General features: G+C 61.7%; 12 protein-coding genes. All 12 read right to left on the bottom strand.

Annotated elements, in window-relative coordinates:
* Positions 1 to 689: nucleotide sugar dehydrogenase (locus AC1Q6P_RS20900; RefSeq protein ID WP_492663496.1), on the bottom strand; the 689-nt coding region annotated here is incomplete at its 3' end.
* Positions 686 to 1,909, bottom strand: a complete 1,224-nt coding sequence (locus AC1Q6P_RS20895; protein ID WP_492663497.1) for a TIGR03087 family PEP-CTERM/XrtA system glycosyltransferase — start codon at positions 1,907 to 1,909, stop codon at positions 686 to 688. The genes AC1Q6P_RS20900 and AC1Q6P_RS20895, both read right to left, overlap by 4 nt.
* 25 nt (positions 1,910 to 1,934) lie before the next feature.
* Positions 1,935 to 3,863: an asparagine synthase (glutamine-hydrolyzing) gene (gene asnB, locus AC1Q6P_RS20890; RefSeq protein ID WP_492663498.1), complete on the bottom strand. Its 1,929-nt coding sequence runs from the start codon at positions 3,861 to 3,863 to the stop codon at positions 1,935 to 1,937.
* A 14-nt stretch (positions 3,864 to 3,877) separates the two neighbouring features.
* The gene (locus AC1Q6P_RS20885) at positions 3,878 to 5,098 is read right to left on the bottom strand and encodes a TIGR04063 family PEP-CTERM/XrtA system glycosyltransferase (protein WP_492663499.1); all 1,221 of its coding nucleotides are present in this window, start codon (positions 5,096 to 5,098) and stop codon (positions 3,878 to 3,880) included.
* A gap of 89 nt (positions 5,099 to 5,187) precedes the next feature.
* Entirely contained in the window at positions 5,188 to 6,231 is a 1,044-nt protein-coding gene (locus AC1Q6P_RS20880) for a FemAB family XrtA/PEP-CTERM system-associated protein (RefSeq protein ID WP_171826176.1), read from the bottom strand.
* Positions 6,232 to 6,234: 3 nt separating this feature from the next.
* Positions 6,235 to 7,113, bottom strand: coding sequence for an XrtA system polysaccharide deacetylase (locus tag AC1Q6P_RS20875; protein WP_102770238.1), 879 nt, complete (start codon positions 7,111 to 7,113; stop codon positions 6,235 to 6,237).
* Positions 7,114 to 7,251: 138 nt separating this feature from the next.
* Positions 7,252 to 8,325: an XrtA/PEP-CTERM system-associated ATPase gene (locus AC1Q6P_RS20870; protein ID WP_102770237.1), complete on the bottom strand. Its 1,074-nt coding sequence runs from the start codon at positions 8,323 to 8,325 to the stop codon at positions 7,252 to 7,254.
* Positions 8,326 to 8,328: 3 nt separating this feature from the next.
* Positions 8,329 to 9,918, bottom strand: coding sequence for a TIGR03016 family PEP-CTERM system-associated outer membrane protein (locus AC1Q6P_RS20865; RefSeq protein WP_492663500.1), 1,590 nt, complete (start codon positions 9,916 to 9,918; stop codon positions 8,329 to 8,331).
* Positions 9,893 to 10,834: an XrtA-associated tyrosine autokinase gene (locus AC1Q6P_RS20860; RefSeq protein ID WP_492663501.1), complete on the bottom strand. Its 942-nt coding sequence runs from the start codon at positions 10,832 to 10,834 to the stop codon at positions 9,893 to 9,895. Before AC1Q6P_RS20860 ends, AC1Q6P_RS20865 begins: the two co-directional genes overlap by 26 nt.
* A 1-nt stretch (position 10,835) precedes the next feature.
* Complete coding sequence (locus tag AC1Q6P_RS20855) at positions 10,836 to 12,428, bottom strand: XrtA system polysaccharide chain length determinant (protein ID WP_102770234.1); 1,593 nt, start codon at positions 12,426 to 12,428, stop codon at positions 10,836 to 10,838.
* 117 nt (positions 12,429 to 12,545) lie between these two features.
* Positions 12,546 to 13,184, bottom strand: coding sequence for an XrtA/PEP-CTERM system exopolysaccharide export protein (locus AC1Q6P_RS20850; protein WP_223696563.1), 639 nt, complete (start codon positions 13,182 to 13,184; stop codon positions 12,546 to 12,548).
* Between the two features lie 217 nt (positions 13,185 to 13,401).
* On the bottom strand, positions 13,402 to 14,286 hold the full coding sequence (locus tag AC1Q6P_RS20845) for a ThiF family adenylyltransferase (protein ID WP_492663502.1): 885 nt from the start codon (positions 14,284 to 14,286) through the stop codon (positions 13,402 to 13,404).
* Between the last annotated feature and the right edge of the window lie 98 nt (positions 14,287 to 14,384).

Below are 14,384 nucleotides of genomic sequence, written 5' to 3'. Positions count from 1 at the left end.
AGGCGCGCGGTCTCGTTGGCGAAGGTGATCTTGAGCGCGTGGAAGTTGTTGCAGCAGTACTTCATCATCTCGGCCGCACGCACCGAGGTCTTCAGGAACTTGCAGGGCAGATGGCCGAACAGGGCTTGCAGCCGCTCGGCCGCGTACTCGTGGTTGGCACCGACGATGGTGAAGGGCGGCTTGTCGTAGTCGCGGATGGAGCTGCCTTCGCGCAGGAACTCGGGCTGGAAGCACAGGTGGAAGTCCACGCCATCGCGCTTGCCCGAGGCGCGCTCGATGATGGGGCGCAGCACGTCTTCCACCGTGCCCGGCACCAGGGTCGAGCGGAACACCACCACATGCGGCTCGCTCTTTTGCTTGAGCGCTTCACCGATCTGCTCGGCCAGGCGCAGCACCGCGCCCTGGTCCTGGCTGCCGTTGGCCGCCGAGGGCGTGCCCACGCAGACCAGCGAGATCTCGGTGCTCAGCACCGCCTGCACCGCGTCCGTCGTCACGCTGACATGGCCGCTGGCCGCAACTTGCGCCATCAGCTCCACCATGCCCTCCTCGACCACCGGCGTCTTGCCGTTCTTGATCAGGTCCAGCTTGGCCGGCTCGATGTCCACGCCCACCACATCATGGCCGTCCCGCGACAAACACGCCAGCGACACCGCGCCCACATAGCCCAATCCAAAAATGCTGATCTTCATGACTTCACTGCCTGCTTTTTTGATGAGGTGGATGCCGAGGTCAGAACCTGGGCAATGATCTTGTCCAGGCGCTCCATGGAGCGCGGCCAGGCGTGGTGGCTGAGCATGCGCGCGCGGCCGGCCAGGGCCAGACGCTCCCGCTCGGCGGGATTTTCGACGATGCGCAGCACCGCCTCGGCGCATTGCTGCGGCGTGTCAGCCACCAGCAGATGGGTCTCGGCCTCGGCGTCGACACCGCCTGCGGCAATGCTGCTGGTCACCACCGGCACCCCCATGGCCATGGCTTCGAGGATCTTGTTCTGCGTGCCGCGGGCAATCGCCAGCGGGGCCACCATCAGGGCCGATTTGCGCACATAGGGCTGCACATGCGGCACCGAGCCGGTGACGGTGACGCCGTCGATCTCACCGAGTTTGCGCATGGCCGGTGACGGGTCGGCGCCGACGATGGTCAGCTTCATCTGCGGCCGACGCGCCTTGATCAAGGGCCAGGTTTCCGCACAGAAACGCGACATGCATTCCTGGTTGGGGTAGTAGTCCATGCGGCCGATGAAGCTGATGGTGTCAGGGTCGTAGGCCGTGCCATCGGGGCTGAAGTAATCGGCATCGACACCGTTGGGGAACCAGTCGGTCGCCGCACCCGTGCCGTAGTCGTTGAGCGTCTGCCATTCGGCGCGCGTGGTTGCGGTGCAGAGGTCGAAGCGGCGGGCCAGGCGCTTTTCGGCCGCCAGCATCTTGTAGCCTTCCAGGCGATAGCCCAGGGACAACGGGAATGGCTTGGCGTCCGCGTACTCCAGCCACTTCTGCGAGTCCATATCGCCGAAGTCCAGGATCTTGGGAATGTCCTGCACATGCTCCACATACTGCGCGACCGAGGAGCAGTGAACAAAGATCAGATCGAACTTCTGCGTGGCCAGCAGGTGCTTGATCTTGGCTGCCAGCTCGGCCGAGTAGAAAAAGCCCATGGACGAGGGCGTGGTCAGGGGCAGATGCGCCACCATGCGCAAGGCCTGCACGGGGTTGTGCACCCGCGCCATATGGAAGGCCTTGCAATGCGGCGCAATGCCCTGCCCTTCCACGCCTTCGTCTTCGGCTCGCACCAGCGAACAGACGGTGACCTCATGCCCCGCCGCCGTCAGGTGGCGGATCATATTGAAGGGCCGGATCTTGCCTCCGCGCTTGGGCGGGAAGGGAAAGCGATGGCAGACGTAGAGGATGTTCATGCGGACAGATGGAGGAGCGGGGGCGTCAAGCGCGGGGCAGGTAGGACTTCAGCTCCAGCGCCACATCGGCGGGGCTGCGGCCGTCCAGATAGACCCGGCTCCAGATTTCAAGATTCATCAGAGACAGCAGCGCATCGGTGCCGTCCATGCGGTTGGCTTCATGGTCGGCGATCAACCCTGACACGACAGCCGGCACGAACAGGCCCCGCGCCTTCACCACCTCAGGCGCCAGCAGGCGGCGCAGCAGCGGTGCCAGCTCCTTCTTGAGCCAGGCGCCCATGGGCGTGCCGAAGCCGCGCTTCTTGCGGTTCAGGATGTCATCCGGCAGCACATCGGCCAGGGCTGACTTCAGCACATGCTTGAGGCGGCCGCCACGGATCTTGATGTCCGAAGGCATGGACGCCGCCAGCTCCAGCAGTTCGTGATCGAGCAGAGGCACGCGGCACTCGAGCGACACGGCCATGCTCATCTTGTCGGTCAAGAGCAGCAGATCGTCAGGCAGCTGCGTTTCTGCGTCCACGGCCAGCATGCGGTTGAGTTCGTCCTCATGGCCGGCGCTAGCGAAAGCCGCGGCCAGCGGGTCTTGCCCGCCCGCGCCGTCCACCAGCAAACGGCCGACCAGATCCTGCCCCAGCACCTGCAGATAGCTCTGGTAGCGCGCATCGGCGCCCATGCCGGCGCTGGCCACAAAGCCCTTGGCCAGGCGCAAAGTATTGAGCAGACCCGAGTGACGATCGGCCGGCAGGCGGCCCGCCGCAAAGCCGATGGCTGATTGCAGCCAGCTCGGCAGCGCCTGGAAACGGCGCGCGTAATGACCGCCCAGGTAGCGGCGATAACCGCCAAACAGCTCGTCACCGCCCACGCCCGAGAGGATCACCTTCACATCCTGGCGCGCGAATTGCGAGACCAGATAGGTGGTGATGAAGGCCGTGTCGGCCAGAGGCTCGTCCATATGCCAGAGCAGCTGGGGCAGCAGACCCACAACATCGGGCTTGACGACGATTTCCTTGTGCTGGGTCTTGAACAGCTCGGAGACCTGGCGCGCAAACGGCAGCTCGTTGTACAGGGTCTCGGCCTCACCGCCCTCGAAACCGATGGCATAGGTGCGGATCGGCTCGCTGGACTCGCGGGCCATATAGGCCACGACCGCGCTGGAATCGACGCCACCCGAGAGGAAAGCGCCAATCGGCACGTCGCTGACCATCTGCATGCGCACGGCGCGTTGCAGGCTTTCGCGCGAGCGCTCGATCCACTCGGCCTCGCTCCAGTCGCGGCGGATCTGCGGCGAGACGCGCCAGTAGCGCCACTCCTTGACCTGACCACCCTCCACCGCCAGCAGCGTGGCCGGCGGAAGCTTGCGAATGCCCTTGAACATGCTGCCCGGCGCGGCCACATAGCCCAGCTGCAGGTAGCTGGAGAGCACGCGGGTGTCCAGCTCGGCCCGAACACCGGGCAAAGCCAGCAAGGCCTTGGCTTCGGTGGCAAAAGCCAGGCGCTGGCCGTCCTGCATCACATACAGCGGCTTGACGCCGATGCGGTCACGGCCGATCAGCAGACGGCGGCGGCGCGCATCCCAGAGCGCGAAGTCGAACATGCCGTTGAGGCGGTGGACGAAGTCGTCACCCTCGGCGTCGTACAGATGCAGCAGCACCTCGCTGTCCGAGCCGGTCTTGAACTGAAAACCCTTGGCTTGCAGCTCAGCACGCAGCTCGCGGTAGTTGTAGATCTCTCCATTGCAGACCAGCCACAGGCTGCCGTCCTGGTTGGACAGGGGCTGGTGGCCGCCGGCCAGGTCGATGATGGACAGGCGGCGCATGGCGATGCCGCAGGCACCGTCGATGTGCTGGCCTTCATCGTCGGGGCCGCGATGCTGGGTGATGTCGCCCATCAAGCTCAGATGGGCCGATTCGACCGGGGCGCCGTCAAGACGCAGGATGCCGTGGATGCCGCACATAGCTGGGTCGGGCCTCAGGAAGAAACAACAGGGAAGGTACGACCGTAGCGGCCCAGGGCGCGCCGGTAGACCTCTTCGTAGCGGGCCACGCTGCGGGCCCAGGTGCGCTCGGCCTCCACGAAATGGCGGGCCTGCGCGGCGATGCGCGGCCATTGCTCGCGCTGAGCCAGCAGCTGTTCGATGGCAGCGGCCAGAGCGCCCACATCGCCGGCCTTGAAGAGATGGCCGGTCTCGCCGTGGCGCACCAGCTCATGGTGGCCGCCGACATCGGAGGCCACAAACATGCGCCCTTGGGCCATGGCCTCCAGGGGCTTGAGCGGCGTGACCAGCTCGGTCAGGCGAATCGGCAGGCGCGGATAGGCCAGCACATCGATCAGCTCGTAGTAGCGCTGCACCTCCGCGTGCGGCACCCGGCCGGTGAAGATCACCTGCTGCTGCAGGCCCAGGCGCTCCACCTGCGCCTTGAGCGCCGCCTCCTGCGGGCCGCCGCCGACCAGCAGCACGCGAAGCTGCGGCAGCGTGGGCAAGAGGCGAGCCGCAGCGTCCAGCAGCAGGTGCAGGCCTTCATAGCCATAGAAGGAGCCGGCAAAACCGAGCACGACGGCGCCGTCCAGGCCCAGCTTGGCCCGCAGCACCGGGTCCGGGCTGACGCCAAACTGGAAGGCCTGGGCGTCAACCGCATTCGGGATCACGGTGATGCGATCCGCCGGCACACCGCGCGACATGATGTCGCCACGCAGGCCTTCGCAAATGGTGGTGATCTGGTCGGCACGCTTGAGCGCAAAGCTTTCCAGCGCCCGCGACACGCGGTAGCGCAAGCTGCCTTCGGTCGTCGTGCCGTGGTCGACAGCCGCATCCTCCCAAGAGGCTCGCATCTCATACACCACCGGCAAACGCAGCTGTCGCCCGACCCAGAGGCTGGGCAAGGCATTGAGCACCGGCGAATGGGCGTGGATGATTTCAGGGCGCTCGATGGCCACGACTTCCCGGATGCGCGCGGCCGTCAGCTGCATCTGGCGGATCAGGCCATCGGCCGCGGTGCTGGGCGTGCGGTGGAATTGCCAGCCCGAGGCCTCCTCCATCAGGCCCTCGCCCGGGCCCTGCTTGGGGCTGGTCAGGTGAGAGGTGATCCAGCCGCGCGCACGCTGCTCGCGCAGGATGGAGGCGGTGCGAAAACTGTAGCCGCTGTGCAGCGGCAAGGAGTGGTCGAGGATGTGGAGAACGCGCAAGCTCATAGCGGCTGGACGCGCAGGCATGCGCGAGAGATCAGATTCAGTGGGCGGCTTCGTGCATCAAGCAAGCAAAGGGGTGAGGCGGGCATGGCTCAACCCAGGTTGCGCACGATGAAGGGCCCCAGCCAGTTGACAAAGCCCAGGGGCAAGCGCCGCCAGGTCTTGATCAGGAGCTGGTACTTCGCATTGCTCGGGTTGTTTTGCGGCACGGCGTCGCGCTTGTAGAGGCAGTACTCGTAGTGCAGCGGCGTCGGCTCGAAACCCCAGTTCTTCTTGAAGGCGTAGGAGCCCGTGCCCTGCTTGCTGCGGCCGTAGTCGAACACCTTGCAGCCACGCGCGCAGGCGCGACGCATCAGCTCCCAGTACTTGAAGTCGTTGCCGGCCAGATCGCGCGCAGCCTCGTCGTCGCCGGCGTAGTAAGGCAACACCTCGTCACGGAAGTAAAAACTCAGCACCGAGCTGAGCGGCTTGCCCTGGGCATCGGTGACCGTCAGCACCTCAGCATCGGCACCGAACTCGTCCAGCAAAGCCGCGAAGTAGCGCTTGGGCATGGCCGGCGTGCCGTGGCGGTGGGTGTTGTCGGCGTAGAGCGCGAAGAAGCGATCCACCGTTGGATCGATGTGCGAGACCAGATTGTTTTTGATGCCTTTGCGCACACTGGCCCGGGCCTTGCGCGGAATGGCCAGCATATTGGCCTCTTCCTCGGGCAGGATCTCCTTGCGGAAGGTGACGTACAAGTCCTGCTTGGGCCAGTCGGCGTGACGGGGCTCGACATTGCGGAACTCGAGGTGCTCAGCACCCAGGCGCTGCGCAATGGCCTGCGCTTCGTGCTCCAGAGCGGCGGCAGCCTCGTCGTTCAGGGCCGCCACACCGCCGTACACGGCAAAGGGTAAGGCCACCAGCGAGTGGCCGAACAGCATGCTTTTGACCTGAGCCAACGGCAGCACACCCTCGATCTGGCCCTCACGCTCGGCGTAGAGAAAGAAACCCTGGTGCTTGAACACCTGCTCGACCATGCGCAACCAGCCGGCGCGGTGGAAAAAGGTGGCTTGCGGGCAGGCCAGGACGAACTCGTCCCAACGGCGGGCAAGCGCGGCGTCTTGCGCCGTCAGGCGCTTGATTTGGAGTGCAGCCATGGTTCAGGCTGCAACTGCGCTGGTGGCCAGCGCCGCGGTGCGTCGACCCAGGAAGATCTCGTCCATGCGACCCCAGGCAAAGTCCTGCAGCAGGCGGCCGATGCGGTCGTGGGTGCGCGCAATATTGACGTAGTGGCGGAAGCGCGACTTGCTGTCGATGCCGGCGACACGCGGCTGATCAACGTCGATTTCCCAGGGGTGGAAATAGAACACGGCCGACTGTTGATCCTGGGCATTGACCTGACGGATCAGCCAACGCGACACCGAATAAGGCAGCAGGCGGAAATAGCCACCGCCGCTGGACGGCAGGTTCTTGTTCATCACCCGCAAGGTCGTGACCGGCACTTCCAGCAAACCCTCACGCACCGGGTAGGCGAAACGCGGTGAATCTGGCATGCCGTAATGGTCGTGCTGAATCGGGTAGACGCTGGAGCTGTATTGGTAGCCAGCCTCGCGCAAGGTGTCGAAGGCCCAGAGATTGCTCTTGCCGATCGAGAAACTCGGCGCGCGGTAGCCAATCACCTCATGGCCGCCCAGATCTTCCAGCAACTTCTTGGCACGGACGACGTCCTGCATGAAAGCTTGCGGGCTCAGATCGCTGGCGCGTTCGTGGCCGTAGCCATGGCTGGCGAGTTCGTGGCCGGCCGCCACGATATCGCGCACCACCTGCGGGTAGCGCTCGGCGATCCAGCCCAGGGTGAAGAACGTGGCCTTGGTCTGATGCTGGGCGAACAGGGCCAGGATGCGCTCGATATTGCGCTCCACCCGGCACTCACAGCCTTCCCAATCGCCACGCGCAATATAGGGCGCGAAGGCCGAGACCTGGAAGTAATCTTCCACATCCACGGTCATCGCATTCCGTATGGCTTTTTGTTCAGACATGAGACTCTGCGCACCCACTCTTGTTGGCTTATTAAAAATCTTCAGACACTGCACACCGATATCGGCCACGAAGCCCTGGTTCTGCCCTGCCCTTGCGACAGCTCTGTGACAGAGTGCGCAAACCGGGCAAAAGCAAGCTCAGTGGGTCCGGACCGCTTCCACCAGCTTCTGCAGCAAGCTCAGGGTTTGCAAATTGATGCGTTCCAGTCGCTGCAGGCCGTTTTCCAGGCGCTGCAAGCGCTCTGCAAAATGACCCTGGCTGAGGTTCGACAGCTCTTCACTCAAACCGTTGACCTCGTCGGCATTCAGTTTGACGCGCGAGAAATCGATGGGCTGATCGGTATCCAGGAATTTACCCACACCTGTGTCCGATCCGCCACCCACCACCTGAGTGGGTGTTTGTGCTTCTTGCGCAATATCCTTGAGCACATCATGGAGTTCATGCAGGGTCAAATTGACCTTGTTGCCCATGAAACCCAGCAGCAACAAACGATCGCACAGGGAATTGATTCGACGCGGAATGCCCTGGCTGGTTTTGTAAATCAGCGGGAACACATCAGCATCGAAGGTCGGCTTTCCGGTGCTGCCTGCGCATTTGAGCCGGTGCTCGATATAGGCCTTGGTTTCGTCTTCATCCAAGGGCCCGATATGGCAGGTCGCCGCCACGCGCTGGCGGAACTGCTCCATCTCGGGCCGCTGGAGGATGCCCCGGAACTCAGGCTGGCCGACCAAAAAGGTCTGCAGCAAAGACTGGTTGCCAAACTGGAAGTTCGAGAGCATGCGCAGCTCTTCCACGGCCCGCGCTGAGAGGTTCTGCGCCTCGTCCACGATCAGCAAGCAGCGCTTGCCCTGTGTGGTCTGGCTGACAAAAAACGCCTCCAGCGTCATCAGGATCTCGGATTTGGGCAGATCCTTGAGGCGCACACCAAAGGCCGAGCCGACCATGCGTAGCGTGTCTTCCGCGTCCAACTGCGTGGTGACCAGATTGCCGATCACCACATTGCTGCGATTCAGGCTGTCCAGCAGACCACGCAAGAGTGTGGTCTTGCCGGCACCGATCTCCCCAGTGATGACGATGAAACCATCGTTGCGCAGGACACCGTAGTCCAGATAGGCCTTGGCGCGCCGATGCTGCTTGCTGCCAAAGTAGAAGTTGGGATCAGGACTGAGCTGAAACGGCTTGCTGCTCAACCCGTAGAAGGATTCGTACATGGCTCAGAACTGCTGGACGAGGTTGGCGAACATGGCGTTTTCGCGATAGGAAATCAACCCGCCCGAGTGCGCAGCTCGCGCGCCCAGTGTGAAGTTGGTCCGGGTACCGAGTCGGCAATTCCAGCTCGCCGAAATGGATCGCAGCGTGGTGGTCTGAGCCGCCGAATCGCCTTCGCTCTCCTGCTGCAAGACGCTGAGCACGGCGCTCGAGGTGGGCGTCAGGTTGTGCGAAACATTCAAGCTGAGACTGCGCTGGAGCACACGGCCTGTGGCGGCAAAATCGCCAGCACTCGCGCTGGCTGAGGCCAGGCGCCGGTTGTTGCTTCGGCTGGCGGTCGTCGTGATGGTGGTTCTCACCCCTTGCAGGGTGTAGGACAGCAATTGGTTGCGGAGCACAGTCGGGCCGGTGTCAACCACGGCGCTGTTGGCCAAAGCATCGGGCGTCAAACCCTGAGCGCGCAGAAAATTGCGCACAAACACATCGCGCTGCGCCGGATCAGGCACCAAAGAGGCGAACTGGAAAAAATACAGGTCGTAGTTGCTGCGCGGCGCGCCGGCGTTCTGGAAGCTCGCCGCGTTGACGGACTGTGAATCCGAGAAGCGCAGGGCAGAACGCGACCAGCGGTGCTCCAGGTTGTAAGTGAACGAGTCGCCGTAATCGTGAGACTGGAAATCCGCCGAAACCTTGGTGCGCAGCGAAGGTGTCCAACTGAGATTGGCGCCATACGTCCAGCTGTTGCGCAGCACGAAATCCTTCAAATCACTGCGCTCACGTCCGGCCAGCACACCCAGTTGCCAGTCGATATCGGGTTTGTAGTTCAGGCTGCCGGTCACACTGCTGACCCGGTTCTGCGCCCCCGTCTTGAAGCTGGACTTCTGAGTCGAGGCATCCACCGACCACATCAGCGCCGCGCGCCCCGCGCGACTGATGCGCAAGCTGCCTCCATTGGCATGGCTGTCACCAATGACGGCGTCCGAGACATTTGTGGCCGAGGTGTTGGCCCGAAACTCGAAGTTGGCCAGGCTGCCAAGACGTCCTTGCAAACGCGGAGACAAGCTCACCGTGGCGGTTTCACGTCGATTGGCATTGGCCAACGACGGATCCACGGTTTGGACGCCAAATGCCGAGGCAGCCTGCTGCGAAATGCTCGCGCTTGCATCGACAAAGAACAAGTTATCAATCAGCTCAGCCACGCCTTTCGCCGCCAAGCTGTGTTGCACGCGGGCCTTCTCTTCGCTCTTTGTGTAGACGATGCCATTGAGCGAATAGTCCAGCGAGCCTCGCACGGCACCGCGTGTCGTGCTGATGGAGATGCCGGGTGTCAAGGTTGTCAGGAGCGCCGCGTCTTTATCGGTGCGGCTCAGACGATTGTTGTCCGTCCAGGTCTGCATGACCCCAAAACGCGGCTCCACCAGAACCGAGGGCCGCCCCGAGGTCGAAAGCTTGCTCGACGCCCCCGATTCGTCCTGCGCCCAAACGGCAGACGCGCTCAGCAGGCAAGCCACGGCCACGACTCCCGGCTGCAAACCCCACTCCCGCGCATGAAAATTTCGAATCGGCATGAGTTCAGCTGGCCGTATCTTCAATGCCATAGCCATAGCCGTAGCCGTAGCCACCACTGCCATAGCCGCCCGAACTGTTCGCATTGGCCTGATTCAGCAACAGCATCTTCAGCGGGCAGGATTCGATGGTCGCCAGAGCTTGCTGCACTGCACTCTGTGCCGTCTTCTCAGCGTGAACCACCACCACGATCTGTCCCATATGCGATGCGAGAACGCGAGACTCTGTGGTCAAGAGCAGCGGCGGCGAATCAAAAATGATGATCCGATCGGGATAACGCCGCGCCATATCGTCCAGCAGATGACTCATGGCATCGCTGGCCAAGAGTTCGGTCGCGCGGGCATGAGGCGTGCCGCTTGGTAGCAAGGTGAGCTTGTCAACATTGGTGCGAAGCAGGACGCTGGACATGTCCACCGACTCCTCCAACACGTCTAGCAGACCCGGGCCTTGAGGCAGACCCAACATGCGCAAAACCGAGGGACGGGCAACGTCGGCATCCACCAGCATCACCGTGTTGTCCAGTTCCGCCGCAATGCTCAATGCCAGATTCAGCGACGTAAAGCTCTTGCCCTCGCCCGCCAAGGCGCTGGTCACCATGATCAGATTGCCATGATTGAGACTGGCCACGCCTTTGCCCATGGCGTTTTTGATCAGTGGGCGCTTGATGACGCGATATTGATCCGCCATATGAGAGCGCGCCGCATTGGGTGTCAAGAAGCCTTGAGCAGCCAAAGCCTCCAAATCCAGATCGACCCGCTTGGACGAGGCATGAAACTCCTCCGGTTTGGCCTGGACCGTAGCCACAGCCAGCGAGGCCAAATCTGTGCCATCGCCGGCAAAAGAAACGGGGGGGGTCTGCGGCATGGCCTGCGCATCATTGGGCAACACCACGCCGGCTTGCCGCAGCTGCTCCAGTCGCTGGGCCGCTTGTTCAATCAGACTGCTCATCTCAGACCACCTGCCTGCTCAACATGATTGCCAACGCCGTCAGGCCCAGGACATACATCCCCACCAAACCACCGGTTGCTGCGCCAAAGCGAATCAGGTCGGAACGTTGGTTGCGCTTGTCCGCCTCGGACACCAAGCGGGTCACCACACCCAAGATTGGCACATCCAGACGAGCACGCATTTCCAAGGTGTCATGGAAAACCGGGCGCAACTGGCTGACGGCAAATGCGGCAAGCACGCCGGCCACAAGGGAAACCAGCAACGCACCCACCAACAGCAAGAGACGATTGGGCGCGACAGGCTTGGGATTGGCGCGCGGAGGATCGATCAGACGGAAGTCCGCAACACCGGACGCGACGTCCAACTCACCAGTGATTGAAGCCGACTCGCGACGCGCCACCAGGTCCTCGTAGTTCTTCTTGTGAATGGCATAGTCACGATTGAGTTGCGCGGCCTCAGACTCCAATTGGGGCGCCGTCTTGACTGCCGACAAAGCCTGGGCATAACGCGAAGAATACTCGTCCACACGAGCCTTGAGCGCTGCCACCTGAACCTCACTGGTGGCCAGCAAGCGGTTCATTTCTTGGTAGGCCAAGCTGCCGCTGTTACCACCCAATGGTGCGGGCGCAGCCGCCGCTGCGGCAGCTGCCTTTCGCAACTCAGCGACTTCCTTGGCTTTCTGCGACTCCAGATCTTTGATCAGCTTACGAGCTCCGATCACATCGGGATGCTGATCGGTGTAGCGCTGCAGCAAGGCGTCAAGGTTGCGACGCTGGGCATCGATGCGAGAGTCGATCTCGGGCGTCGCCACCACGGCGTCCCCCTCTTGCAACAAGGCCTTGACGGGCGAGCTCGTGTTTCCGGAGCGCTCCTGAGTCAGCTGGGCCTTGGCGGCGTCGCGCGCATTGACGGCCTCACGGTACTCCAGACGAGCACGCTCCAACTGAGCACTGAGTTCACCCAGTCGGCTGGCAGCATCCTTGCCGTCACCTGACATGTTCTGGATATTCCGCAGGCGGAACTCTTTCAGGCGGCTTTCGGCCTCCTCCAGCTTGGCTTCGTACGACTTTATCTGCTCGTTGATGAAGGAGGTGGCCGTAGCCGCATCCTTGCGGCTGGCGCCCAGACTCGATTCCACGAAGATCGAGACCAGAGACTGAACCACCCGCTTGGCAGTTTCAGGATCATTGTCGCGGTAGGCCAAGGTGTACAGGTTGTCGCGAGCAGTGCTCTGAATCGACAGGCTCTTGGTTACTTTCTCAATGGTGGCCTCTTGCTGTGCCTTGGACTGATTCTTCAAATCCAGATCAGCCATCCGAACCAGCTTTTCAACATTGGGACGGCTGATCAAGGTTCGGCTCAGCATGGTGACTTGCTGCTCGATATTGGGCTGCACCGCCAAGCCCGACATCAAGGGCTTCAAGATGGATTGCGTGTCCACAAAGATACGAGCATTGGCCTCATATCGATCCGGAAGTATCCAAACAACCACCGCACAAATGACTCCGACGATCCAAGAGGTGGCTACGCCAGTCCAACGATATTTCCACACCCGCCGGGCGATCGCCTGCAGTTGCGCAATGAGTAAGTCCATCGAGTTAGGGTTCCAAAATTAGGACAGAAGCAGGGGCCCCGCGTCGAGGCCAAACTCGCACCGTTGACCCAGCCACCTGGACCGAGCCCTCCAGTGCGAGAACTCGCACTGCCGAGATCAGAACAAGCTCTGCGGGATGATCAGCACATCACCCGGACGCATTTCGACATTGGCGGAGACATCGCCGCGTTTGATCAGGTCCTTGAGGCGAACGGAATACTGTTTGCCAGCGCCGTCGGCGGACCGAAGAATGGTGGCTTCGTTGCCGGCTGCAAAGTCCGTCAGTCCACCGACCGCGATCATCACATCAAGCACCGTCATTTTTTGCTTGAAAGGCAAGGCCTGGGGACGGGCAGCCTCACCGATCACTCGGATCTGTTCGCTGTACGGGCCCACGAAGCTGGTCACGATCACCGTGACCACCGGATCACGCACATACTTGCCCAACTGCGCTTCAATTTCACGAGCAACCGCGACCGAGTTCTTGCCCTGAACCACCATTTCGTCGATCAAGGGCGCAGCAATCTTGCCGTCGGGACGGACAGGAACCACCATCGACAACTCGGGATTGCGCCAGACCATGATGTTGAGGGAGTCGCCTGCACCGATGATGTAACTGTAATCACCGCTGGTGGCACTCGCGGGCGCCGGCGGGAATTTGCCATCCACGCTGGCGCAGCCGGAGAACAGCAACGATGCCGCAACACCGAAAACAAGGCCAACACGGCGCAAGGTCGAAGCAAGAATCTTGTTCAAGGTATGTCCTCTCAAATTCATCGGCTGCGGCAAACACTGCCAGTGCTGCGACGGACGCCACGCTAAAAAGCAGCCTGAAAAACCTCCGGCATCATGCCACATGGCACCCTAGGCTCAGCCCCTGCAAATAAGCGTCCCCCACGCTTGAAATCGGCAGTGGTGCACAAAATCGCGCAGCTATTAGACCCACCTAGGACATACCCTAGGCGCATCGATCTCAAGAGCGAGGCCGCCCCATGCCCTTCAGCAGCGGCCGAATCAACAACAAAAGCAGGCGTTGTAATGGATGGGCATTCCCGAAGGGCCGCCAAGTGAAGCTCAGCTTTTGCTTGTAGGCATCGAACTGCATGACCCATGGCGCTGCCTTCAAAGCTCCGCGATTGAGCAAGACCTTCAAGACTGAAACACCCATCACCCCCGCACAAAGGTCACAAGACATCATGGTGGAGGGACCGCGCCTTTCGTGAAAATTCACAGCCTCCGGCGCCACCAAATAGCCTCGCTGCAACATCGCAGGCGAAAGGCCTGCAATGAATCGCGCATATTGCTCCTGCTGGCTACGCCCCTCGACTTTGAAGTAATCCTCAAAGCTCATGCCACCGGGTTTGAAATACAGAAAGGCAACCCCCATGCCCAACGGCGCGGCTGTCAAAGCAGGGATCCCTCGCTCATAACAGGCCCGAAACAACATGCGTCGCGCCTCGATAGCAAAAAAGTCGATGCCATCGACATAAACATCGACACCCGACAGAAACGCATCCAGATTCTCGGGCGTAACGCCTTCAGCAAAAGCCTCAACATGCGCCTCAGGATTGATCTCTCGCGCCATTTCGGCGAGAACCTCGGCTTTGGGTCGACCCAAAGTGGACATCTGTGCACCAACTTGCCGATTGAAGTTATGAACTTCAAATTGGTCGAAGTCAGCGATGTGAAATGCACCAACACCCAAGCGGGCCAGGGTCAACAAATGCGCCCCACCCACGCCGCCCAAGCCAGCAATTGCAACGCGAGCCTCTCGAACTCGTGCCTGCTCAGCCTCGGTCAACCAACCAATGTTTCGGGAAAACGCCCGCCCATAGTCAAACTCAGAATGCGCACTCATGAAAGTACCTTTTAGCAATGTGGCAGCGTGTTTCCATTTCGAACATGATGCCCTATGAAAACCCGACAATCCAGCCAGCATGCAGAGATGCGGCGTCA

The organism is Roseateles sp. GW835-FHT13E02, assembly GCF_058794035.1.
The sequence above is the reverse complement of the archived record's forward strand: the minus strand, read 5'-3'. Positions and strand labels throughout refer to the sequence as shown.

Excerpts from the sequence above, each read along its gene's own strand:
- AC1Q6P_RS20895 (WP_492663497.1), bottom strand. The coding sequence starts at position 1,909 with ATGAACATCCTCTACGTCTGCCATCGCTTTCCCTTCCCGCCCAAGCGC.
- asnB (WP_492663498.1), bottom strand. The coding sequence starts at position 3,863 with ATGTGCGGCATCCACGGCATCCTGCGTCTTGACGGCGCCCCGGTCGAA.
- AC1Q6P_RS20885 (WP_492663499.1), bottom strand. The coding sequence starts at position 5,098 with ATGAGCTTGCGCGTTCTCCACATCCTCGACCACTCCTTGCCGCTGCAC.
- AC1Q6P_RS20880 (WP_171826176.1), bottom strand. The coding sequence starts at position 6,231 with ATGGCTGCACTCCAAATCAAGCGCCTGACGGCGCAAGACGCCGCGCTT.
- AC1Q6P_RS20875 (WP_102770238.1), bottom strand. The coding sequence starts at position 7,113 with ATGTCTGAACAAAAAGCCATACGGAATGCGATGACCGTGGATGTGGAA.
- AC1Q6P_RS20870 (WP_102770237.1), bottom strand. The coding sequence starts at position 8,325 with ATGTACGAATCCTTCTACGGGTTGAGCAGCAAGCCGTTTCAGCTCAGT.
- AC1Q6P_RS20865 (WP_492663500.1), bottom strand. The coding sequence starts at position 9,918 with ATGGCATTGAAGATACGGCCAGCTGAACTCATGCCGATTCGAAATTTT.
- AC1Q6P_RS20860 (WP_492663501.1), bottom strand. The coding sequence starts at position 10,834 with ATGAGCAGTCTGATTGAACAAGCGGCCCAGCGACTGGAGCAGCTGCGG.
- AC1Q6P_RS20855 (WP_102770234.1), bottom strand. The coding sequence starts at position 12,428 with ATGGACTTACTCATTGCGCAACTGCAGGCGATCGCCCGGCGGGTGTGG.
- AC1Q6P_RS20845 (WP_492663502.1), bottom strand. The coding sequence starts at position 14,286 with ATGAGTGCGCATTCTGAGTTTGACTATGGGCGGGCGTTTTCCCGAAAC.